Source organism: Achromobacter sp. (assembly GCF_032113835.1).
Lineage (GTDB): Bacteria > Pseudomonadota > Gammaproteobacteria > Burkholderiales > Burkholderiaceae_B > Achromobacter.
In genome coordinates this window covers 114763-137345 of record NZ_DAMCTG010000001.1, presented here as the reverse complement: position 1 = coordinate 137345, position 22583 = coordinate 114763, and the positions used below count along the sequence as shown (strand labels likewise).

General features: G+C 67.5%; 23 protein-coding genes. 12 read left to right on the top strand and 11 right to left on the bottom strand.

Annotated features, from left to right (window positions below; translation table 11 throughout):
- The first annotated feature begins 143 nt into the window (after nucleotides 1–143).
- On the top strand, nucleotides 144–1355 hold the full coding sequence (kch, locus tag RT697_RS00620; RefSeq protein WP_313696520.1) for a voltage-gated potassium channel protein: 1212 nt from the start codon (nucleotides 144–146) through the stop codon (nucleotides 1353–1355).
- On the opposite strand, the gene RT697_RS00615 is transcribed toward kch, so the two are convergent.
- Complete coding sequence (locus tag RT697_RS00615) at nucleotides 1332–2936, bottom strand: EAL domain-containing protein (protein WP_313696519.1); 1605 nt, start codon at nucleotides 2934–2936, stop codon at nucleotides 1332–1334. The two genes, kch and RT697_RS00615, sit on opposite strands and share 24 nt — an antisense overlap.
- Nucleotides 2937–3190: 254 nt before the next feature.
- Between RT697_RS00615 and RT697_RS00610 the strand changes: the two genes are divergently transcribed.
- From RT697_RS00610 to RT697_RS00585, 6 genes are all read left to right on the top strand, one after another.
- Nucleotides 3191–3652, top strand: a complete 462-nt coding sequence (locus RT697_RS00610) for a hypothetical protein (protein WP_313696518.1) — start codon at nucleotides 3191–3193, stop codon at nucleotides 3650–3652.
- Nucleotides 3642–4388 carry an acetoacetyl-CoA reductase gene (gene phbB / locus RT697_RS00605; RefSeq protein WP_313696517.1) on the top strand — a complete coding sequence of 249 codons (747 nt, stop codon included), beginning with the start codon at nucleotides 3642–3644 and terminating at the stop codon, nucleotides 4386–4388. Before RT697_RS00610 ends, phbB begins: the two co-directional genes overlap by 11 nt.
- A gap of 49 nt (nucleotides 4389–4437) precedes the next feature.
- Nucleotides 4438–5319 (top strand): EamA family transporter, encoded by an 882-nt coding sequence (locus tag RT697_RS00600; RefSeq protein ID WP_313696516.1) that lies wholly within the window; start codon nucleotides 4438–4440, stop codon nucleotides 5317–5319.
- Nucleotides 5320–5443: 124 nt separating this feature from the next.
- Nucleotides 5444–5956 carry a sigma-70 family RNA polymerase sigma factor gene (locus tag RT697_RS00595; protein WP_313696515.1) on the top strand — a complete coding sequence of 171 codons (513 nt, stop codon included), beginning with the start codon at nucleotides 5444–5446 and terminating at the stop codon, nucleotides 5954–5956.
- The gene (locus tag RT697_RS00590) at nucleotides 5953–6918 is read left to right on the top strand and encodes a DUF4880 domain-containing protein (protein WP_313696514.1); all 966 of its coding nucleotides are present in this window, start codon (nucleotides 5953–5955) and stop codon (nucleotides 6916–6918) included. Before RT697_RS00595 ends, RT697_RS00590 begins: the two co-directional genes overlap by 4 nt.
- Before the next feature lie 91 nt (nucleotides 6919–7009).
- Nucleotides 7010–9463: a TonB-dependent siderophore receptor gene (locus tag RT697_RS00585; RefSeq protein ID WP_313696513.1), complete on the top strand. Its 2454-nt coding sequence runs from the start codon at nucleotides 7010–7012 to the stop codon at nucleotides 9461–9463.
- Between the two features lie 7 nt (nucleotides 9464–9470).
- Here the strand turns inward: RT697_RS00585 and RT697_RS00580 are convergent, their stop codons facing one another.
- The 7 genes from RT697_RS00580 to RT697_RS00550 form a co-directional block, all read right to left on the bottom strand.
- Nucleotides 9471–10055 carry a WG repeat-containing protein gene (locus RT697_RS00580; RefSeq protein WP_313696512.1) on the bottom strand — a complete coding sequence of 195 codons (585 nt, stop codon included), beginning with the start codon at nucleotides 10053–10055 and terminating at the stop codon, nucleotides 9471–9473.
- A gap of 86 nt (nucleotides 10056–10141) precedes the next feature.
- A complete protein-coding gene (locus RT697_RS00575; RefSeq protein ID WP_313696511.1) occupies nucleotides 10142–11119 on the bottom strand; it encodes a tripartite tricarboxylate transporter substrate binding protein in 978 nt (325 codons plus the stop codon).
- A gap of 74 nt (nucleotides 11120–11193) precedes the next feature.
- On the bottom strand, nucleotides 11194–12423 hold the full coding sequence (tcuB, locus tag RT697_RS00570; RefSeq protein WP_313696510.1) for a tricarballylate utilization 4Fe-4S protein TcuB: 1230 nt from the start codon (nucleotides 12421–12423) through the stop codon (nucleotides 11194–11196).
- Nucleotides 12410–13825, bottom strand: a complete 1416-nt coding sequence (gene tcuA, locus RT697_RS00565) for an FAD-dependent tricarballylate dehydrogenase TcuA (protein ID WP_313696509.1) — start codon at nucleotides 13823–13825, stop codon at nucleotides 12410–12412. The genes tcuB and tcuA overlap by 14 nt, the downstream gene beginning before the upstream one ends.
- A gap of 77 nt (nucleotides 13826–13902) precedes the next feature.
- Nucleotides 13903–14829, bottom strand: coding sequence for a LysR family transcriptional regulator (locus RT697_RS00560; protein ID WP_313696508.1), 927 nt, complete (start codon nucleotides 14827–14829; stop codon nucleotides 13903–13905).
- Nucleotides 14830–14832: 3 nt separating this feature from the next.
- Nucleotides 14833–15531, bottom strand: a complete 699-nt coding sequence (locus RT697_RS00555; protein ID WP_313696507.1) for a glutathione binding-like protein — start codon at nucleotides 15529–15531, stop codon at nucleotides 14833–14835.
- Between the two features lie 42 nt (nucleotides 15532–15573).
- Nucleotides 15574–16005, bottom strand: coding sequence for a hypothetical protein (locus RT697_RS00550; protein WP_313696506.1), 432 nt, complete (start codon nucleotides 16003–16005; stop codon nucleotides 15574–15576).
- A gap of 233 nt (nucleotides 16006–16238) precedes the next feature.
- Between RT697_RS00550 and RT697_RS00545 the strand changes: the two genes are divergently transcribed.
- Both RT697_RS00545 and RT697_RS00540 read left to right on the top strand, forming a co-directional pair.
- Complete coding sequence (locus RT697_RS00545) at nucleotides 16239–17657, top strand: hypothetical protein (RefSeq protein ID WP_313696505.1); 1419 nt, start codon at nucleotides 16239–16241, stop codon at nucleotides 17655–17657.
- 56 nt (nucleotides 17658–17713) lie between these two features.
- Nucleotides 17714–17878, top strand: a complete 165-nt coding sequence (locus RT697_RS00540) for a hypothetical protein (RefSeq protein WP_313696573.1) — start codon at nucleotides 17714–17716, stop codon at nucleotides 17876–17878.
- 64 nt (nucleotides 17879–17942) lie between these two features.
- On the opposite strand, the gene RT697_RS00535 is transcribed toward RT697_RS00540, so the two are convergent.
- Together RT697_RS00535 and RT697_RS00530 are read right to left on the bottom strand one after the other, a co-directional pair.
- The gene (locus RT697_RS00535; RefSeq protein WP_313696504.1) at nucleotides 17943–18470 is read right to left on the bottom strand and encodes a thioredoxin family protein; all 528 of its coding nucleotides are present in this window, start codon (nucleotides 18468–18470) and stop codon (nucleotides 17943–17945) included.
- 17 nt (nucleotides 18471–18487) lie between these two features.
- A complete protein-coding gene (locus tag RT697_RS00530) occupies nucleotides 18488–19174 on the bottom strand; it encodes a cytochrome c biogenesis CcdA family protein (RefSeq protein WP_105240645.1) in 687 nt (228 codons plus the stop codon).
- 173 nt (nucleotides 19175–19347) lie between these two features.
- On the opposite strand from RT697_RS00530, the gene RT697_RS00525 reads away from it, so the two are divergent.
- The 3 genes from RT697_RS00525 to RT697_RS00515 all read left to right on the top strand — a co-directional run bounded on the left by RT697_RS00525 (nucleotide 19348) and on the right by RT697_RS00515 (nucleotide 21612).
- Nucleotides 19348–19479 carry a hypothetical protein gene (locus RT697_RS00525; RefSeq protein WP_313696503.1) on the top strand — a complete coding sequence of 44 codons (132 nt, stop codon included), beginning with the start codon at nucleotides 19348–19350 and terminating at the stop codon, nucleotides 19477–19479.
- A gap of 70 nt (nucleotides 19480–19549) precedes the next feature.
- Nucleotides 19550–20290, top strand: coding sequence for a response regulator (locus RT697_RS00520; protein WP_313696502.1), 741 nt, complete (start codon nucleotides 19550–19552; stop codon nucleotides 20288–20290).
- The gene (locus RT697_RS00515) at nucleotides 20287–21612 is read left to right on the top strand and encodes an ATP-binding protein (RefSeq protein ID WP_313696501.1); all 1326 of its coding nucleotides are present in this window, start codon (nucleotides 20287–20289) and stop codon (nucleotides 21610–21612) included. Before RT697_RS00520 ends, RT697_RS00515 begins: the two co-directional genes overlap by 4 nt.
- A 9-nt stretch (nucleotides 21613–21621) precedes the next feature.
- Here RT697_RS00515 and RT697_RS00510 read toward each other — a convergent pair whose 3' ends face one another.
- Nucleotides 21622–22368, bottom strand: coding sequence for a 5'-methylthioadenosine/adenosylhomocysteine nucleosidase (locus RT697_RS00510; protein ID WP_313696500.1), 747 nt, complete (start codon nucleotides 22366–22368; stop codon nucleotides 21622–21624).
- Nucleotides 22369–22583: the final 215 nt, after the last annotated feature.

Here is a 22583-nt window from a genome sequence, read left to right as displayed (position 1 = left end):
TGCTGGGGGTGTTACTGCCATATCGGCGGTGTTCCTTCCGGATAGCCGCCTGATGAAGAAAGTTTAGGACCTCGGACGCGTTTCCAGTAATTCTTTGTTGATAGTCTTCCATACCGTTTTGATATAGGAAGCACGTGCCATCCATGCCTCTGCCCCAGCCATCCCTGCGCCATCGGCTCCGCAAAATGCTGGCGTTCTTTCCGCCGAACTGGTGCCTTGCCATCCTGGTTGCGCTGGACGGATACGCCTTCATGCACCCGGTGCTGCGCGAAGTCCGCGCGCGCGAGTATTCGTTCTGGCTCGCGCTGGACAACTGGCACGAGATCATGCGCGTGGTGGGACTGCTGGAGATTCCGCGCCTGGTGCTCGGCGTGGGTCTGCAGGTGATTGCGCTGGGCCTGATCCTGAAAGCGCGCATCGCGTGGGCGTTCTCGCTGGTGCTGCTGATCGGCATCGGCACCTTTGCCATCCTGGGCGATGGCGGCCGTGCGGGGCTGGGCATCTACACGCTGGTCCTGGTGATTGCGCTGGTGGCGTACTGGCGGCGCTTCGACCGCGCCAGCGTCACGGCCGGCTCGCTATTCGCGCTGGTCAGCGTGTTGTCACTGATGATCTACGCCGTGTTCGGCACGCTGTACCTGGGCAATGAGTTCAACCCGCCGATCCTGGACGCCGGCACCGCGCTGTACTTTTCGATCGTGTCGATGTCCACGGTGGGCTATGGCGACATCGTCCCGCATAGCGGCACGGCACGGCTGTTCACGGCGTCTATTATCATCCTCGGCATTACCGTATTCGCCACCTCCGTCAGCGCGATCGCCGGACCGGTGATCGGCGGCAATCTGAAACGGCTCGTCAAAGGCAGGTTTTCCTCGGCCATGAGAAAGAACCACATCATCATTGCCGGCGCGACGCCCCTCGCGCTGAGCGTCTACCAGGGCCTGCGCGCCCGCAACGAGGAAGTCACCGTGATCGTGCCGACGGGCATGGCGCACGACTATCCCGCGGCCACCGACCTTATCGAAGGCGATCCCTCAAGCGTGGACGTGCTGCACGTGGCGGGCGTGGCGCGGGCGCGTTATGTGCTGGCGCTGCGCGACGACGATGCGGAAAACGCGTTCATCGTGCTGGCCGCGAAGGAAGCGACCGGCGCGGACGGCGCCAAGACCGTGGCGCTGGTCAACACCAGCAAGCATCTTGAGAAGATCCGCCGGGTGCAGCCCGACCTGGTGTTTTCGGTGCAACTGCTGGGCGCGGAATTGCTGACGCGCGCGATCAACGGCGAGCCCATGGACAGCCAGGCCATCACGGACCTGTTCTTCGCCAAACCGTCAGCCGACGCCAAGCCCGCTTGAACGCGATTGCGGCTCGCGCGCTGGATCGCCCAGCGGCGCGTGCCTGGCGTACCAGGTCAAGAACTGATCCGACGGCATGGGCCGCGCAAACAGGTAGCCCTGGATGAACGCGACGCCGCGCCCGGTGAGATAGCGGAACTGCAGATCGGTTTCGACGCCTTCGGCCAGCACTGCCAGCCCCAGTCGATGCGCGAGCGTGATGATGACGTCCAGCACCGGCGCATCTTCGCCGGTGGGCTCGATGGCGTGCACGAAGCCCTTGTCGATCTTGAGGTAATCCACCGGAAAGCGCTGCAGATACGACAGTGAGCAGTGGCCGGTGCCGAAGTCGTCGATGGCCACGCGCACCCCTTGCGCGCGCAGCGCGTCGATGTTGCGCCGCGCCTGGCCGTCGTCGGTGATCAGGCTGCGTTCGGTGATTTCCAATACCAGGGTCGGCTCGCGCTGGGCGATGTTGGCGGCGAAGCGCTCGATGTCGGCGGTGAATTCGGGGCAGGACAAATGTTCGGCCGCAATGTTGACCCCGATGTGAAACCCCGGCGGCGTGGCCCAGTCGCGCATGTCGCGTTCGATCAGCGCGAACAGATGGCGCGTCAGCGGGATGATCATGTGATCGGCCTCGGCGGCGGCAATGAAGACATCCGGCCGCACGAAGCCCCTGCCCGGCCGCTCCCAGCGCATCAGCGCCTCGACGCCGTTGCACTGGCCCGTTGCATGGCCATACACAGGCTGGTAATGCACCCGGAATTCGTCGCCGCGGATGGCGCGGCGCACCTGCTCCTTGAAGGAACGGCGGTTTGCCTGAAGGCGGAACGCGCCCACGGCCAGCCCGAATCCGACCAGCGCCGCGGCGGGCAGGTAGGTCATCATCAATTGCTGCCACGCCTGCACGACGGCTTCGGCCGGCGCATTGACGCGGATCGTCAGCGGCGCCACCCCATCGAGGCCCGTGGTCTCGTCGTAGACCAGCTCGCGCGACGCCCCCGCCGCGCCCTTGAAATCGTTGTGAATGGGCGTCCCGCCCTCACCCACCTGCAGCTCGATGCGGTAATTGCGCAGGCTTGCCACGGCGTTCAGCAGATCCTGCACGTATCGTCCGTCGACCACCACGACACCGCTGCGGCCTTCGGCGCCCGGCCGGCCCAGCAGGATCGCCGGCCGTTCGGGCGCCAGCGGCGTGCCGGCCACCGTGAAGCGCCACTGCTCGGGCGGCTGGCCGGATACCCACTTGCGAAATTCAGAGACCGGATAGTCGGCCTTGCCGACGGCCGACGAGCAATAGATGCGATCGCCGCGCACCAGGAACAGGGACCGCAGATACGGGTTCAGTGCGCCCCAGCGTTGCAGGTCGGGCAGCGCTTCGTCGCACGACAGCGCCGTCAGCGCCGCCACCCGGTCCGCCAGCGTCCACGTCTGCGTCAGGATGTGCTGCGTCTGCACCCGCACGATGCGCGCGGCTGACTCGGCTTCAATGCGCTGTTCCTTCTGCGCGTGCCACCACCCCCAGCACACGCAGGCGACGACCGGCAGCACCAGCGCCAAGGCCACGGGCAGATAACGCCACGAGGGAACGCGTTCCATCAGGCCTGATGTCGGCAAGGGGTCTCCGCGGCGGTAAGGGGTCATTAGTGCAGGTGCATCGTTGCGATGGGACACCATGTGCGGCGCTGCGTCAAGAACTGCGTGCGCGCTTGCGCCTTGCGCAAGGATCGGGTCCGCAACACTGGCCGTACCGCCGCCCGCTGGGCTATCGTTGACTGGCAAGCCCCTCTGCCAACGGCATGAGGCTCGTGTGTATTCGTTTCCCCTTACCACGCCATTTACAAGGACGGATGATGAAGAAAGCAAATGCCTCCCTGCCCGCCGGCCTGACCGGCGCCAACGTCGCCTTCTGCCAGCGCCTGGCCCAGCTTGCGCAGGAAAGCCAGCAGCGCTGGCTTGAAATGGGCCAGCGTCTGGCCGGCGACAGCTCCGGCCAGGTCCTCGCCGCCCTCTCCCCGTTGAACCCCACCGCCAACTGGCAGGATGTCATGCCCGCCATGGGCGAGCTCGCGCGCAAGCGCTGGCAGGCGCAACTGGAAGCCAGCCAGGCCCTCACTCACGCCGCGCTGCAGGAACAGGCCACCATGGCCGCCGGCGTGGGCGAAGCGATGTGCGAATGGTTCAAGCAGGCCAACAGCGCGGCCGCCGACAACTCGCCCTTCGCGCAGATGTGGTCCACGATGACCAACCAGATGGCGGCCGCCTGCGCCGCCATGCAGGACGCCCATCAGCAGGGTGGCCGTCATGACCGCTAAACGGACTGCCCTCATCACAGGCGGGACGGGCTGCCTTGGCCGCGCCATCGCCGTGGCGCTGCACGATGCGGGCCACGACGTCATCGTCACCTACCATTCCAGCGAGAGCGCCACGCGGGAATGGATCAAGGAAGAGGCGGCAAAAGGCCGCACCTTCGCCATGTACAAGGTCAACGTGGCGGACTTCGACGCCTGCCAGGCGCTGGCGCGCAAGCTTGAAGAAGACGGCCGCCAGATCGACATCCTGGTCAACAACGCCGGCATCACGCGCGACGCCAGCCTGCGCAAGATGAGCGCGGAGAACTGGGCCGACGTCATGCACAGCAACCTGGACTCCATGTTCAACATGACGCAGCCGCTGTGCGGTCCGATGGCGGATCGCGGCTGGGGCCGCATCGTGAACATTTCTTCGGTGAACGGCAGCAAGGGCGCGTTCGGGCAGACCAATTACGCGGCCTCCAAGGCCGGCATCCACGGCTTCACCAAGTCGCTGGCGCTGGAAGTCGCCCGCAAGGGCGTGACGGTGAACACGGTGTCGCCCGGCTATCTGGCGACGCGCATGGTGCAGGCCGTGCCGCCGGAGGTGATGCAGGAAAAGATCCTGCCGCAGATTCCCGTGGGACGCCTGGGCGAGCCCGAGGAGATCGGCGCGTTGATCGCGTTCATCTGCAGCGACGCGGCGGGGTTCATGACAGGCAGCAACGTGGCCATGAACGGCGGGCAGCATATGTATTGACGGCGGTTGCCGGCGCTGCGCGCGCCGGCCTGCCGCATCCTTTTGATTCATGTCCCGCAACACCGACCTCTTCCTGACCGCGCTGGCCCCCACCATCTGGGGCAGCACCTATGTCGTCACCACGCTGATGCTGCCGCCGGGCTATCCGCTGACGGTCGCCATGCTGCGCGCGCTGCCCGCGGGCATCCTGCTGCTTCTCTGGGTGCGTACGCTGCCGCACGGCATCTGGTGGGTGCGAGTGTTCGCGTTGGGCGCGCTGAACTTTTCGGTGTTCTGGGCGTTGTTGTTCGTTGCCGCCTATCGCCTGCCCGGCGGCGTGGCGGCCACGCTCGGTGCGATCCAGCCGCTGGTTGTGATCGCGCTGGCCCGGCTGCTGCTGGGATCGCCCGTTCGCGGGTTGTCCGTCGTGGCGGCGTTGGCGGGCCTGGCTGGCGTGGCGCTCTTGGTGCTGACGCCGAAGGCGGCGTTGGACCCGGTCGGCATCGCGGCCGGATTGGGCAGCGCGGCGTCCATGGCGCTGGGCACCGTGCTGAGCCGCCGCTGGCAACCGCCTGTGTCCGCGCTGACCTTCACGTCGTGGCAGTTGACGGCGGGCGGCATCCTTCTCGTGCCCGCTGCGCTGCTGCTTGAAGCGCCGCTGCCGCATTTCGCGCTGGTCAATGTCATGGGCATCGCCTGGCTGGGCTTGATCGGCGCGGCGCTGACCTATGTGCTGTGGTTCCGCGGCGTGGCGCGGCTGGAGTCCGCGGCGGTGTCGTCGCTGGGCTTTTTGAGTCCGCTGTCCGCCACCGTGCTGGGCTGGGCGATCCTGGGCCAAAGCCTGTCGCCGCTGCAACTGGCGGGCATGGCCGTCGTGGTGGGCAGCGTCTGGCTGAGCCAGCGAGCGCAGCGCTCGGCCGCGCCGGCGGTAGCGCCGCGAGCGGCGCGCTGAACGCCAAGTTCGCAACGCGCGGGCCACACCCCGCACATCGCAGGCATGTCAGCGCGATTGTCTTGGGCGGCGATCCAAGTTATAAATAAGAGTTATTCCTATTAACGCCCTTCGCCGCCCGTCCATGGATTCCCCCGCGTACCAGAACATTCAACGGCTTTACGCGGAACACCACGACTGGCTGCTGGGCTGGCTGAACCGCCGTGTGAACAATCGCGCGGACGCCGCCGACCTGACGCAGGACACGTTCTGCCGCGTGCTGACGTCGCCATCGGCCACGCCCATCGCCGAACCCCGCGCCTACCTGCTGACGCTGGCCCGCCGCCTGACCATCGACCTGTGGCGCGCGCGCGACGTCGAGGCGCGCTATCTGGACGCGCTGGCGCACGAGCAGGAACCCGTCGCCGCGTCGCCCGAAACCCTGATGGTGCTGAAGCAGGCCGTGCAGGAGATCGACGCCCTGCTCGACGGACTGCCCGTGCCGGTCAAGCACGCGTTCCTGCTGAACCAGCTGGATGGCATGACGCATCCCGCCATTGCCCAAACGCTGGGGCTGTCCTTGGCGACGGTCGAGCGTCACGTGAAGCGCGCCTTCCTGCACTGCCTGGCCGCGCGCCGCGCCGCGGACGCAACATGAAGCCGCTGTCCGCCGGCGACGCGCTGACCGATCGCGCGGTCGACTGGATCGTGCTGCTGACTTCGGGGCAAGCCTCCGACCGCGACCGCCAGCGCTTCGAACACTGGCTTTCCAGCCATCCCGACAATGCGCGCGCCTGGGCCGAGGTCGACGGCCTGATGCAGCAGCCCCTGTCCCGTCTGCGAGACGCCACGCGCGACGCCCCGGGGCCGGCACGCGCGGCCCGCGCCGCGCTGCTGCAAGCCAGCGGCGTGAACCGCCGGCACGTATTGAAGCTGGCCATGCTGATGGCCGGCGTTGGCGTGGGCGCGCTGGTCACCGACCGCTACGTGCCGCTGGCCAGCCTGTCCGCCACTTATTCCACGCGCACGGGCGAACGCCGCACGTACGCGCTGGCTGACGGGTCCGTGCTGACGCTGAACGCGCGCTCGGCCGCCGACGTGCATTACGACGACGCGCAGCGCACGGTGGTGCTGCGCCAGGGCGGGCTGTATGCGGACGCACACGCCGATGCGCGGCCGTTCGTGGTGCGCACGCGCCATGGCGAGGTCACCGCCGCAGCAGCCCATCTGAGCATCAGCCAGTTCGACGGTTACTCGGTCGCGGGCGCCCTGCAGAACGCGCTGACGCTGCGGCCCCGGCGCGGCGATTCCCTGGAACTGCCGCAAGGCGCCTCGGCGGCGTTTGACGCCGACCGCGCCTGGGCGCGCGAAGACACCGCGCAGGCCGGATGGCGCAACGGCATCCTGAGCGTGCGGGATACGCGTCTGGAAGAGGTGGTGGAACAGTTGCGCGCCTATCAGGCCGGCCTGATCCGCGTCTCTCCCGAGATTGCAGCGCTGCGCGTCTTTGGCGTGTTTCCGCTGGACGATCCGCGCCGGGCGCTGGAAGCGCTGGGCGACACGTTGCCCATCCGGGTGCATCGCTACGGTCCCTGGCTGACGGTGGTGGACGCCGCCTGAAAAAAATCGGCCGGCAGTGAGGGGATTTCGGATCGGTCGCCGTCATGACTTATGACGCAACCGAAATCCTCTCACTGCTTCCCTTGCCAACATGAAATTTCCCCTGTCCCCCGGCGCCGCGCTCGTCGCCTGCGCATTGAGCGCCTGCGTGCTGACCCGGCCGGTCCACGCCCAGAACACGCCGGCCGCCTCGCAACAGGCTGCCCTGACCTACGACCTTCCGGCCGCGCCGCTGGCCGATAGCCTCAGCCGCATCTCGCTGCAAAGCGGCAAACCCATTTCGGCCGGCGCCGAACTGGTGGCCGGCAGGCAGGCCGCGCCCGTGCGCGGCGTGCTGAGTGCCGAAGCGGCAGCAAGACAGGCGTTGGCCGGCACCGGGCTGGAACTGGTCGTCACCCGCAGCGGCGTGCTGACCGTGCGGCCGCTGCCGGCGGCCAGCGCGGTGACCGCGTTGGAACCCGTGGTGGTCACAGCCAACGGCGTGATTCCGCCCAGCGAAGGCACCGGCTCGTACACGATGCCCGAATCGTCGTCCGCCACGCGCATGCGCCTGACGATGCGCGAAACGCCGCAATCGGTCAGCGTCATCACGCGCCAGCAGATGGATGACCAGGGCATCGTGAGCGTCGCGGGCGCGCTGGAGCAGACGCCCGGCATCACCGTCGTCCAGGACAACTCGGAAGGCTACAGCTTCTACTCGCGCGGATTCCAGCTGCAGAACTTCCAGTTCGACGGCCTGCCCAGCCTGTCCAGCGACGGCGGCAACGTCCGCGACAACTACAGCATCACCAATACGGTCATCTACGACCGCATTGAAATCCTGAAAGGCGCGACCGGCCTGGTGAACGGCGCGGGCTATCCGTCCGGCGTCGTCAACTTCATCCGCAAGCGGCCCACGCAGGAATTCCAGGGCAGCCTGAGCGCGGGCGCCGGCTCGTGGGACCGCTATCGCAGCGAAGTCGACCTGGGCGGGCCGCTGACGGAGAACGGCAAGATCCGTGGCCGCGTGGTCGGCGCCGCCGAGACCCGCGGCAGCTACATGGATTACGCCAGCGGCAAGGAGTATGTCGGCTACGGCATCCTGGAAGCCGACCTGACGCCGCGCACCAAGGCGTCCATCGGCGTGGATTATCAGCAGAACAAGAACGACGGCACCAGCAACACGCATCTGCCGGCTTTCTTTTCCGACGGCTCGCAGGTCAGGTTCTCGCGTTCGACCAACCCCGCAGACAAATGGGCGTGGCGCAACCAGGACACGACCCGCGTCTTCGCGGACATCGACCATCAGTTCGACAGCGGCTGGCGCGTCAAGCTGGCCGCGGCGCATCGCAACTACAGTTCGCGCGAACTGATCTCCGGCATGAGCAGCGCGCTGATCGACGTGGACACGCACAGCATCGACCACGGCTTCTACACGGGCGGCGCGGCGCGCTTCAACACCGATTCGCGCGAGAACACCATCGACTTCCAGGCGTCCGGTCCCTACACCCTGTTCGGCCGCCAGCATGAACTGGTGCTGGGCTACAACGCCGCGCGCACGCATTCGCAATCGAACCGCTACGACGGCAACACCGATTCGCTGATCGACGACGCCTTCAACTGGAACAACAACGCCGTCGAGCCCGACATGTACGAATGGTGGCTGACGCACAACATTCTGGTGAACCAGAAGATCCTGTACGGCGCGACCGTGCTGCGTCCCACGGATCGGCTTGGCGTCATTCTGGGCGGCCGCTGGACGGACTACGAATGGAGCCTGGACGGCAGCCTGGGCAACGGCCGCAGCTCGCATTACGCCACCACCGTCGACAACAAGTTCATCCCCTACGCGGGCATCACCTATGACCTGGACAGCCGGCACACGGTGTACGCCAGCTATACCGACGTGTTCAAGCCGCAGGCCTACAACTTCGATGCCAACGACCGCCAGCTGGATCCGCTGACCGGAAAGAGCTACGAAATCGGCGCCAAGGGCGAGTATCTGGATGGCCGGTTGAATGCCAGCGTCGCGCTGTTCCAGCTCAAGCAGGACAACGTCGCCGAGCTGGATCCCAGCGGCGCGTCCACACCGTCGGGCGGCACCGCCTACATCGCGATTCCGGGCGTGACCACGCGCGGCGTCGAGCTGGAGGTGTCCGGCGAAGTCATGCCGGGCTGGCAGATGAACGCGGGCTACACCTACAGCCGCTCGCGCGACCGCGACGGCAAGCGGGTCAGCACCACGCAGCCCGAACACCTGTTCAAGCTGGCCACGGCATATCGCCTGCCGGGCGACTGGCACCGCCTGACCGTCGGCGCGAACATGCTCTGGCAGAGCAACACGTATTTCTCGCAGGACATCGGCGAGAACAACCATCGGTTCACGCAGGACGCTTTCGGCGTGCTGGGGCTGATGGCGGGCTATGACTTCAGCAAGGACTTGCGCCTGACCGTGAACCTGAACAACGTGCTCGACAAGCACTATTACTCGGGAATGGGCAGCTACAACTCGGTCTTCTACGGCGCGCCGCGCAACGTGTACGCGCAGTTGCGCTACAAGTTCTGAGGCGGATCTAGCGCGGGCGGGACGCCCCGCGTGCCGCCTCCATCTCCGCCCGCAACGCCATCGCATCCGGCCGCATGGGCAGCGCCAGCCGCCCCTGGCGGTCGATGGCGCCCCATTCTCCCCCGGTGACGTAACTGTGCTCGCCGTCGCGCGTGCGCTCGATGCGGCAACCCTTGCAGACTGCGGCCAGGCCGCCCTCGAAGCGGTCGACCCAATCGTAGGGCGTTGCCAGCACGCGGTTGAGCTGCTTGTCGTAGTAGGCCATGCCGCCGGCCCACGGGCCGCGCGTCAGGCCTTCCTCGAAATCGTCGGCGCCGTTGTCGTACGTGACCACGGCGACGGCGCGGCCGTCGGGCCGCACCCAGTGCCAGGAGCCGTTCGCGGTGGCGGGCGACAGGCCGTCATTGCTGAAATCCATGCGCGCCATGACGGCGGGACGGAACTCGACGCTGCCGTTCGTGGCGCGGGCGCAGTGTTCGACGCGTTCCAGGGAGCCTTCCGCTTCCTTGTCCGCAAAGAAGCAGGAAAGGTTGTATTCGACGGCGTGGCCCGAGGTCAGGGCCAGCGAGGTAAGCAGGGCGGCGATCAGCATGCGGGGCATCCTAGCATGGTGATCGCCCGGCTATTTCTCCGCCCGCCGCCCCGCAAAGCATGTGGGTCCGGGGGCCGCATGCCCCATCAATTGGCCGTGGCGCCCGAGTCCTTGACCGCCTTCGTCCACGCCGCGATCTCGGCCTGGATAAACTTGCCGAATTCCGCAGTGTTCACGCCGGACGCGCGCGCCCCCTCTTCCAGCAGGCGCTGCTTGACCTCGGGCGATTCCAGCGCGCCAGTCAAGGCCTGGTTCAGCTTGGCCACCACCGCGTCCGGCGTGCCGGCCGGTGCAACGATGCCGTGCCACGACACCGCCTGAAAGCCGGGCAAACCGGATTCAGCCATCGTCGGCACGTCGGGCATCGCGGACGAACGCTCGGGCGAGGTCACCGCCAATGCGCGCAACGTGCCCGCCTTCACATGCGGCAGGACGCCCGGAATGGTGGTGAACATGAAGTCGATCTGTCCGCCGATCAGGTCCGTGATCGCGGGGCTGCCGCCCTTGTACGGCACGTGCGTGAATTCCAGCTTGGCCTCGCTCTTGAACATCTCGCCCGCCAGGTGCCCCGGCGTGCCGGCGCCCGCCGAACCCATGTTGGTCTTGTCGCCCTGCGATCGGATGTACGCGATCAGCTCCTGCACGTTCCTGGCCTTGACGTTGGGGCCAACGACCAGGACGTTCGGCACGGTGGCCAGCAGCGTGACGGGCGTGAAGTCCTTGACCGCGTCGTACGAAATGCGCGAGTACAGCGACGGGTTGATGCCGTGCGTGCTGGCGGTGGCCAGCAGCAGCGTGTAACCGTCCGGCGCGGCCGAAGCCACCTGCTTGGCGGCGATGGTGCCGTTGGCGCCGCCCTTGTTGTCGATCACGATGGTCTGGCCGAGCGTCTTGGCGGCTTCGGCGGCGACCGTGCGGGCCAGGATGTCGGACGTGCCGCCCGCCGAGTGCGGAACGGCCAGCGTGATCGGCTTGGCGGGAAAGGTCTGAGCGTGCGCGGCCGGCAGGGCCGGCGTCAGACAGGCGGCCAGCGCGCAGCGCGCCAGCAGTCGAGTGCGGAACATTGATGTCTCCAGGGTTGTGGGCGGCTGCGGCGCCTCGCGCGGGCGCCGTCAGGCCGGCGGTAAGGCCGGTCCGGTCAGTCCGAACCGAGCTGCAGCTTGTTGGGCTGGCGTTTTTCGATGGACCACTTCAAGAGCGCGGCCGAGCGGTAGATGCCGTGGGCGAACTTGCCGTAGGGCAAGGTCAGGAACAACGCCATCACGACGCCAAGATGGATCGCCAGCAGCAGCGCCATCGCGCTGCCGTCGCGGCCGGCCAGCAGCGCCAGGCCCGTCGCGCTGGTCAGGAACAACAGGACGATGAAGCCCCGGTCCATCGGCTTTTGCGCCGCGTCTCCCTGCAGGGGATGGCGCTTGAAATTCAGCCACAGCAAGCCGGCCGGCCCGATCAGGAGGCCAATGCCGCCCGCGGTGCCCAGCAGCACCGGCGCGCTCAGGATCGGATACGGCGCCTGCTGGTCCAGCAGATAGTGGTAGAGCGTGGCGACACACGTTGCCGCAAAACACAGCATGAAGCCGTAGAACGTGAAGTGGTGGAACCGCCGGCGCCACAGCGTGAAAGCGTCGTCAGCGTTGTTGCAACCCTTGCCATGGCCGCCGTCCAGATAGCGCAGCCGCAGCGCGTCGTGCGCCGCCTCGGCCACCGCCGCGCCGGAGGCCGCCCCCGGGCTGACGTTGCGCCAGAAGCGCGTGACGCCCACCGCCAGCGCCAGCATCGAAAAGCCGAACACCACGCCAAACATCAGCGCCAGCGTGTTGTGCGGGAACACGGCGTAGAAATTGCCTGCCATTGGCTCGTGGAACAGGCCGCCCGCCATCACCACCGCCAGCACCAGGAACAGCGCCAGACCGGCGGCCGTGGCCAGCGACAGCGCCAGGCCATTGCGCTTGTACAGCGAGCCCAGCGCGGCGGGCCAGGCGTAGTCGGTGTACGTCTGCATCCGCACCTTGGCCATGGCCTGCGGCACGTTGACGGCAAACTCGTGCGGCGGCGCGTACTGGCACGCGTGCAGACAGGCGCCGCAGTTGTGGCACAGGTTGGCCAGGTAGTTCAGATCGGCCTTGCCGAATTCCAGGCGGCGCGTCATGGCGGGAAACACCGCGCAGAAGCCTTCGCAGTAGCGGCAGGCGTTGCAGATCTGCATGACGCGCGCCACTTCGGTTTCATCGTCGGTCAGCGTTTCCGTCAGCGGCTTGGCGCCGCGGGCGTGGAAATGCACCGGTTGCTCGGCCGGGGCCGGGGCCGGGCCGGACTGGCTGGTGGAAAAAGACTGCGCCTCGCGGGCCAGGGCTTCAAGCTGCTTCACGTTGTGCTCCCGCAGGGTTCTGGCCGAGCGCCGCGGCCGCGGCGCGGGTGCCGGCAATGCGGCCGAAGGCCGTGCCGATGGACATGCCCACGCCCGCCGTATAGCCCTTGCCCAACACGTTGCCGGCCATCATTTCGCCCGCGACAAAAAGGTTGTCGCTGGGCTGGTCGTTGAACCGGACCGCGGCGGTGTCGTCCACCTTCAGGCCCAGGTAGGTAAAGGTGATGCCGGGCCGCAGCGCATAGCCGTAGAACGGCGCGGTGTCGATCGGCCGCGCCCAGTGCGTCTTGGCGGGCGTCACGCCTTCGGTATGGCAGTCGTCCAGCGCCGTGTGGTCGAACTTGCCCACGCGGCAGGCCGCGTTGTAGTCGCCCACCGTCTTCTCGAAAGTGGCCGCATCCAGCCCCAGCTTTTGCGCCAGCTCGGGCAGCGTGTCGGCCTTCACGCCCGGAAACACCGGCGGCATGAAGCGGCCGATCGCCTTGGCGTCGATGATGGAATACGCGATCTGGCCGGGCTGCATGGCCGTCAGCCGCCCCCAGATGGCGTAGCGCTTGGGCCAGAAGTCCTCGCCCTCGTCGTAGAAGCGTTCGGCGTCGCGGTTGACGACCACGCCCAGCGACACGCAATCGATGCGCGTGCAGATGCCGCCGTCGTACAGCGGCGCGCGGGCGTCGATGGCCACGCAGTGCGATTGGGAGGGGTCGCCGATGCCGTCTGCACCGGCGTCCAGCATGAATTTCAGCAGCACGCCCATGTTGAAGCGCGTGCCGCGGATGAGGAAGTTGTCGGCCGGCCATTCGCCGCGCTCGTTCTGGCCCCAGGCCTCGCGCAGCCATTCGCGGTTGGACTCGAAGCCGCCCGCGGCCAACACACAGGCGCGGGCCTCGATGCGTTCGTCGCCGATGCGCGCGGCCACGAATCGGCCGTCGTCCAGTTCCAGCGCGTCGACCGGCGCGTTGTAGCGGATCTGCACGCCCAGCGCTTCGGCGCTGCGGTAATAGGCGTTCACCAGCGCCTTGCCGCCGCCCATGAAGAACGCGTTGGTGCGCGCCACGTGCAGCGCGCCCGACAGCGGCGGCTGGAAGTTCACGCCGTGGCGGCGCATCCAGTCGCGGCAGGTGGAGGACTCGCGGATGACCAGCCGCGCCAGGTGTTCATTGGTCAGCCCGCCCGTCACCTTGAGCAGGTCCTGCCAGTATTCTTCTTCGGGATACGCGTCCGTCAGCACGTCCTGCGGCGCATCGTGCATGCAGCGCAGGTTGCGGGTGTGCTGGGAGTTTCCGCCCCGCCATTCCTTTGGCGCCGCTTCCAGCAGCAGCACGCTGGCGCCGGCTTCGCGCGCCATCAGGGCCGCGCACAGCGCCGCGTTGCCCCCACCGATCACCAAGACGTCAACCATGCCATCTTCCCCAATTCAAGGGGCAGACTCTACGCAGCGGCGCGCCGCTGCGATATCAGGCAGGCGTCAACGGGTATTCACGATTCGTGAAGAGCAACCACGGCCCACTTGCCTTCGCGGGCCAGCGTGCGGGACACGTCAGCCAGGACCAGCCGGGCCGCCAGCGCCGCGGGCGACAATTCCTCGTCCGACAGGCTGGCCAGCAGGTTGGAGCGGAACAGGTGGGCATCGTCGATGCGCGCCATCTGCAACTGGCCGGGCGCGATGCGCGCGGTGGCCGAGCTGGGCTGGATGGTGGCGGCGCCACCCTGTTGCACCACGTCCATCAGCAGCGACAGGCCGTCGACCTCGGCCACCACGCGCGGCGTACGGCCCAGTTGCAGGAAGGCGTTGTTGACCAGCGCGCGCAGGCCGTGGCGGCCGCTCGGCAGCACCAGCGGCAGGTCGGCAATCGCCTCCAGCCGCGTCGTGTCGCCAGACGGCACGCCCGGCATATCGGGCCGGGCAAAGAGAAACAGGGGCTCGTCCAGCAGCGGCATCACGCTCCACCGGCGTGCGGATTCCGCGTGGAACACGATGGCCAGATCCAGCAGGCGGCCGTTGAGCATGTCGGTCAGGTGCCCCGACAGCGCTTCGACCAGATGCAGCCGGATGTCGGGATAACGCTCGTTCATGGCCTGCAGGAAGGGCGCGCCCAGCACCGCCGCCGTCGTGGACGGCAGGCCGACGCTGACGTGGCCGGCCAGCCGCGCCTGCTGGGCGGCCTGGACGGCGTCGTCGGCGTGGCGCAGGGCCAACTGCGCCTGCCGGAAAAACGCCAGCCCCGCGTCCGTGGGCACCACACCGCTGGCGCTGCGCTGCAACAGCCGCGTGGACAGTTCGCCTTCGAGACGGCTGATCTGCTGGCTGAGCGCCGACGTGACCATGCCGATCGACATGGCCGCGCGGCCGATGCTGCCGGCCTCGACCACGCGCACGAAGTAACGGAGCTGGCGCAGTTCCATCGGTCAGCCCGGAATGGTCAGACCCTTGGCGACCGCGGGCCGCGCGACGAACGCGTCCAGGACGCGCGCGACGTTCTTGAACGACGAGAAGCCGACGAGGTCGCCGGCTTCATAAAAGCCCACCAGGTTGCGCACCCACGGGAAGATGGCGATGTCGGCGATGGTGTACTGGTCGCCCATCACCCAGTCGCGCCCTTCCAGGCGCTGGTCCAGCACGGCCAGCAGGCGCTTGGACTCGTCCACGTAACGATCGCGCGGGCGCTTGTCCTCAAAGTCCTTACCGGCGAACCGATGGAAAAAGCCCAGCTGGCCGAACATCGGTCCGATGCCGCCCATCTGGAACATCACCCATTGCAGCGTCTCGAAACGCCCCGCCGTGTCCGCCGGGATGAACTGGCCGGCCTTGCTGGCCAGGTAGACCAGGATCGCGCCGGACTCGAACAGGCCCAGCGGCTTGCCGTCCGGCCCATTCGGGTCGAGGATGGCCGGGATCTTGTTGTTCGGGCTGAGCGACAGGAACTCGGGCGTGAACTGGTCCTTGGTGTCGAAGGCGACCCGGTGGACTTCATAAGGCAGGCCGGTTTCCTCGAGCATGATCGACGCCTTCACGCCGTTGGGCGTCGGCAGCGAATAAAGCTGGATGCGGTCGGGATGCTGGGCGGGCCACTTCTTGGTGATGGCAAAGGCGTCTAGGGAGGACATGCAGGGTATCTCCGGGGGAGGCGGGGTTGGGTGACGACAATCCTAGCGCAAAACCCGCAGCAGGCCCCACCGCAGCGCGGTTGCAGCGATGGCGATGGGCAGCACCATGCGCCACTGCGCCAGATACAGTTCCCGCGTCGCCTCGCCGGGCGCCCAGGTGTTGCCGAACACCACCGGGGCAGGCGGCGCCAGGTACAGGGCAAGAAGCGCCGCGGCAAACGTCGCCAGGAGACGCCAGGATGACGATTGCCGCAGCCTGGCCGGACGCTGGGCCACGGCCAGCACGATCACCCCCGCCAGGCCGGCCACGACGGCCTGTGAATAGAAGTCGCGCGCTTCATACATGTAGGGCGCAATCGGGATCACCCAGCCGATATCGCCGGTCCGCATCACGGAGGTCAGGCACGCGCCGAAAAGCGCGGCGGCGAAGGACAGGATGGCGAGGTCCAGGGCGCGCAGAAGGAGTTTGGACATGGAGTACGGCAGGGATGGCGAAGGCGCGAGGATGCCACACGTTGACGCGCGGCGTCAGGGCTGCCAGCCGCCGAATCACGTCGCGCATCGGATCCCGCTGCCCAGCCGCCCGCCACGCACCCGGTTTGTGATGCACAATCCGCCTCGCGCTTGCGACGCGGCGCCCTGCTCCCGCAGGCCATCTCCCTTACCGCCGTGGCAGCCCGCCGCGCCCGGCGCCACCGGCAGTCCCCATGAAGCACCCGCAGCAACAATCAGGACAAGCAGGACAACCCGCCTCGCCCACGCTTGCCACCGCCACCTCGCCCGCAGCCTGGCTCGCATCCGCCTCGGCGGCATGCCTGGCGGCCGTGCTGGGACTGGCCGCGCCAGCCGCGCATGCAGCGGCTCCGGCAGACAGCACGGCCGCGCAGGTGTCAGACACCCCGAGCCGCACGCGCAGCCTGACGTTGACGTTGATGGATGGCAAAGGCCCCGCCCCCGCGCCCCATATGCCGTACCGCGTCTTCGTGACCGGCTCGAACGACGAGATTCTCGATACCCCCTCCGGCGACGGCATCCTGCATGGCGTCACCGATGCCGAGGGCCGCACGGCGCAGATCCGGACCACGCTGCCGCACACGGAAGACGACTTCACCCTGATCCGCCGCATCGGCGACGGCCCCTGGGGCCACTTCTTTCAGTTGCAGCGCAGCGGCACCACCGAGCCCATGCCCGCCTGGCCTTACATCATGACCATGCCCCAGCGCTGGGGCGAACAGTGGGTGGACCTGGGCTACACCACGCGGCAGGGTGCGACGGCGTACTTCAGCCACGACGTGCCGGCGGGTTCGGTGTCGCTGCACATCGACGCGGAGGTCACGCGCGACAGCAAGTGCTTTGCGGAGCTGGACGCCGTCAACCGCAAGTTCGCGCAGAACGACGCGGACGGCGCCCGCGCGCTGATCGGCGCCATGCGCTGCACCCGCAGCGCCGAGCAGAAGCTGGATCTGGCGCGGTTGCTGCTGGCCGCCGGCCAGACCGATCTGGCGCGCGACTGGCTGCTGCAGACGAGGAAGCGGCCGTTTCCGGACATGTTCAAGCCGGTCGACGACGCCGACCGGCGCAAGCGGCTGGAGGTGGAACGCCTGCTCGGCATGCCCGATCTGGTGCTGGAGGACTCGAACGCCTTGCAGGCCCGGCAATCGAAAAGGCGCGCCGCCGATGCAACGGACTTGGCGAACAACACCGCCTACTTCCTGGCCGATTTCCCGGACTACCTGCCGCAAGCGGAGGAACAGGCCCGCCGCTCGCTGGAGCGCGTCGGCCCGCGTCCATACAACCAGGGCACGCTGGGCTGGATTCTGGCGCTACGTGGCCAGACCGGCGAAGGTCTGCGCCTGATGCACCTTGCCTACCGCGACCTGCCGCGCGACGAAGAAATGGTGGCCGACTACGGCCTGGCGCTGTGGCGCAGCGGACAAACGGACTTGGCGACGCGGCTGTGGGACGAGGCGCAGCGCGAATGCGTGTGGGGCCTGCGCATGCACGCGGCGTTGCGCGAGGCGGGTTACCCGCACCCATACTTCCAGAAGGCGGATTCCGACCCGGTGAACGAATATCGCGCGCGCTGCGCCAAACCGCGGATCAAGGCGAAGACCGCAGGCCTATAATCCGCCCATACGCTGCGAGCCACGCGCCTGCTGAGGGGCAGACGCAGGAGACCTCCATGACATCCTCCCTGAAGCGCCTGCTTTCTCTTCTTGCCGCCACGTTGCTTCTGGCCGGCTGCGGCGCCGGTCCCGGCGGCCCGCCGCACCCCGGCGCGGTGAATCCATACAGCTCCGGCGGTTTCCGTGATGCCGGGCCCAACTATCCCGACACGGGAAGATAGCGGCAGCCGTTTGTCAGGGGCCGTCTTTCGTTGACGGCCGCCTGGCTCCGGTCAGCCCCCCATCTCAGCCCGGTTGCGCAAGCAGCCGCTGGATCTCCGCCTCGGTTTCCTTGTACCGGCCTTCACCGAAATGGCTGTACACGATCTTGCCCTGCTTATCGATCAGGTAGGCGGCCGGCCAATACTGGTTGCGATACGCCGTCCAGGTGGCGTAGCGGTTGTCCTGCGCGACCGGATACGTGATGCCGAAGCGTTGCAGCGCCTTTTCCACATTCGGGGTGGACCGTTCGAACGGAAACTCCGGCGTGTGCACGCCCACGACGACCAGGCCCTGGTCCTTGTACTTCTGATACCAGCTCGTGACGTACGGCAGCGTGCGGATGCAGTTAATGCAGGTGTAGGTCCAGAAATCCACCAGCACCACCTTGCCGCGCAGCGATTCCATCGTCAGCGGCTCGCTGTTGAGCCATTTTTCGATGCCGGTGAATTCCGGGGCCGGGGCTGCGGTAACCGGCGCGGCCTGCGCGGCGCCTTGCATCAGGCAGGCGCCGATCAGCGCGCCCAGGGCAATCTTCTTGAACGTGGCAAACATGGTTATCTCCTTGAGGGTCAGGCGAAGAGGTTGGTGATCCAGGCATAGGCCAGGACGTCGTACTGGAAATAGATGGCGATGGCGGTCAGGACGAGCAGCACGCCGAAGCCCTGCTGCAGGCGCTGCGTGTAGCGCGACAGGCCACGCACCCGGGTGGCGATGGCCTGCCCGCCGTAGGCGATCACCAGCATCGGGACGCCGGCGCCGATAGCGAACACCAGCAGCAGCGTGCTGGACTGCACGAGGTCCTGCGCCTTGGCCGCCAGCACGAGGATCGAGGCCAGCACCGGTCCCGCGCACGGCGTCCACACGGCGCCCAGGGACAGGCCCAGCACGAAGCCGCCGGCGTTGCCGCTGCCCGTGCCGCCCGCCGCCGCCAGGCGCTGCAGGGGGCCGCCGACCCGGGCAATCAGACGGTCGTAGGGCTCGGGCCAGATCCGCACCAGGCCGAACAGCGCCAGGAGGACGATCGAGGTCGAGCGCACGGCTTCGTGCACGTGTTCATTCAGGTTGGAAATCAGGCTGAGCGCGATGCCCAGACCCGCAAACGCCAGCACGAAGCCGGACACGACGAACAAGGGGCGCAGGCGGCCAGACCGTTCCAGCGAGGTGCCAAGCAGCACGGGAAGCAGGGGCAGCACGCACGGAGACGCGATGGTCAGCATGCCGGCCAGCAGAGCGATGGGGGTGTTGATGAGGTCCATGGGGGTCGTCCTTTGGAAAGTGACCCCATTGCACCCGCGGCACGTATCCGGCATGTGCCGGATCGGCGGATTTTTTCAAGCGCGTGTATCCGCCGCCAGGGCGTATACAGTACGACACACTCCGCGGGCGGCCCGGCGCTATAACCCGTTCACACCCCGCACCGGAGTTCCTCATGAAACGCTTTCTTGCCGTCCTGCTGCTGCTCTTTGGCGGCTTCACCGCCGAGGCCGCCAAGCCCTTCCAATGCCAGCTGATCTCCAACAACCGTCCGCGCCGCGATCCCCTGCCCCCGGGCGAGCGCTAGGCCTATAGAATTCCGAAACCCCGCCGGCGCGCCGGGCGCGCCGCCATCACTTACAGGAAGGCACCCGCAGATGGACCACATAGACCACGTCATGATCGTGGACGACGATCGCGAGATCCGCGAACTGGCCGGCGGCTTTCTGCGCAAGAACGGCCTGAACGTCACGCTGGCGGCCGACGGACGGCAGATGCGGCAACTGCTGGAAAACCTGACGGTCGACCTGATCGTGCTGGACATCATGATGCCCGGCGACGACGGCCTGGTGCTGTGCCGCGAACTGCGCAGCGGCAAGCACCGCCGCATCCCGATCCTGATGCTGACCGCGCGCAGCGACGACATGGACCGCGTGCTGGGCCTGGAGATGGGCGCCGACGATTACCTGGTCAAGCCGTTCGTGGCGCGCGAACTGCTGGCGCGCATCAAGGCCATCCTGCGCCGCACGCGCATGCTGCCGCCCAACTTTCAAGTCACCGAGCCGGGCCGCGAAATCGCCTTCGGCAACTGGCGGCTGGACACCACCGCGCGCCATCTGCTGGATGCGGACGGCACCATCGTTGCGCTGAGCGGTGCGGAGTACCGGCTGCTGCGCGTCTTTCTGGACCACCCGCAGCGCGTGCTGAACCGCGATCAGCTGCTGAACTTGACGCAGGGCCGCGACGCCGACTTCTTCGGACGGTCGATCGACCTCCTGGTCAGCCGCCTGCGCCAGCGCCTGCGCGAAGATGCGCGCGAACCCATGTACATCAAGACCGTGCGCAGCGAAGGCTACGTGTTTTCCGCCGCAGTCGAAGTCTCGGAAGGCGGACAGTGACCGCCGCCGCGCCGCGCCGCCACGCCTGGCCCCGCACGCTGGTCGCGCGGCTGTTCCTGATCTTCGTGGCGGGACTGATCCTGGCCTACGGCCTGTCGTTCGCATCGCTGTTCTACGAACGCTACAGCGCCACCCGCAACATGATGCTGGGCGACCTGGAACGCGACGTCGCCATCGCCATGGACATCCTGGACCGCCTGCCCGCCGGCGAGCGCGCCGCCTGGCTGCCGCGCCTGTCCAGCAACAACCGCCAGTATCTGCTGGGCGACGGCAAGGCCGATCAGCCGCTTTCCCTGGATGCCGCGCGCACCGCCGCGCAGTCGATCGAGGCCGCGCTGGGGCCGGATCGCCCCGTCACTGTCCGCGCCATGGCCGACGATCCGCGCCACATCCAGGCGCGCGTCGTGCTGTCCGACGGCCAGCCCGCCATCCTGGACATCGAACTGTTGCGGATGCGGCCGGCGCCGTGGTTGTTCGGCGTGCTGGGCGTGCAGTTGCTGCTGTTGGCCGGCTGCGCGTGGCTGGCCGTACGCTTGGCCGTGCGTCCGCTGACGCGGCTGGCGCGCGCGGCCGAGGAACTCGATCCCGATCACAAAAGCCCGCTGCTCGACGAAGCCGGCCCCGCCGAGGTCGCGCACGCCGCCGTGGCCTTCAACGCCATGCAAGACCGCATCGCCGCGCATCTGGCCGAGCGCATGCAGATGCTGGGCGCCATCTCGCACGACCTGCAAACGCCCATCACCCGCATGAAGCTGCGCACGGAGTTCATGGACCCGTCCACCGACCGGGACAAGCTGGCGCAGGACCTGAACGAAGTGGAGCGGCTAGTGCGCGAAGGGATCGACTACGCCCGCAGCGCGCACGGCAAGACCGAACAGCCGGCGCGCATCGACCTGAATGCCTTTCTGGACAGTCTGGTCTGCGACTACCAGGACACGGGCAAGGACGTGTCCCTGTCGGGCGATACGGTTCCGCCGCTGTTGACGCGTCCCCATGCGTTACGGCGCATTCTGGGCAATCTCATCGACAACGCGCTGAAGTTCGCGGGCGCCGCCGAGGTGCGCGTGGCGGCATTGCATGATTCGACGTTGTCCATCCATGTGCTGGATCGCGGCCCGGGCATCCCGGCACACGAACTGGACGCGGTGCTGCAACCGTTCTACCGGCTGGAAAGCTCGCGCAATCGGGACACGGGCGGGACGGGCCTGGGCCTGGCCATCGCGCATCAGCTTGCAGAGGCGCTGGGCGGCAGGCTGATCCTCTCCAACCGCGAGGGCGGCGGCCTGTCGGCGGAAGTCAGGATCGCGCCGCTCGCTGCGTAGTTTCGATGGTCAGGCGTCGCGCAGCGCGCCCGACTGCAGCAGCGGTTTCAGGATGCCGGCGGTGTACAGCCGCGCCAGATTCACCAGGAAGTCCGTGAAATCCGTCTTGGCCGCGTGGTCCGCGCTATCGGAAATCACGCGCATCACGGCAAACGGCACACCGAACTCGTGGCACACCTGCGCCATCGCCGCGCCTTCCATTTCCAGGCATAGCGCATCGGGCAGGCGGTTTCGCAGCTCGTGCGCGAGATCGTTGTCGTTGACGAAGATGTCGCCAGTCGCGATCAGGCCGTGGTGAACGCGTGGCTGCGAGGCCGCGCCCGGCAGGCCTCCCTTGGCCGCGAAGTCACGCGCGCTATCCAGCAGCAGTGCACTCAGCGCGGCATCGGCGTCGAAGCGCTCGCGACCCAGCAGGGGGATTTCGTGGCGGCCAAACAGCGGCCGCGCGTCCATGTCGTGCTGCATCAGGGCATCGGCCACGACCACGTCGCCCACGCGCACCTGCGGATGCAGCCCGCCCGCCAGGCCCGTGAACAGCACGCGGGACACGCCGAACTCCTGGATGACGATGGACGCCGTCGCGGCCGCGGCCACCTTGCCGATACGGCTGAGCGCAATCACGCAGGGCGTGCCCCACAGCGTGCCCACCTGAAAATCGCGCATGGCGATGCGGCGCGTTTCCGCGCCGGGATCCATGGCCGCCAACAGGTCGGCGATTTCTTCGTGCAGCGCGCCCAGAATGGCGAGACGTCCCATGTGTGTGCTTTCCGTGATCGTTGCTTGATGCGGCCTGTGCCGCCAGCGCGCAACATACTCCAATGGCTCCGTGTGCGCCAACGGCCGGGTTTTGTATCGCAGCGTATCCGGGCCGGTCCTGGATACGCGGGGATGCCAACCCGCCCTGACGCCGACACATGACCGATACAGCCGCTTGATGCAATGCAGGCTCTCAACCCCTGGCACGGCCCCGC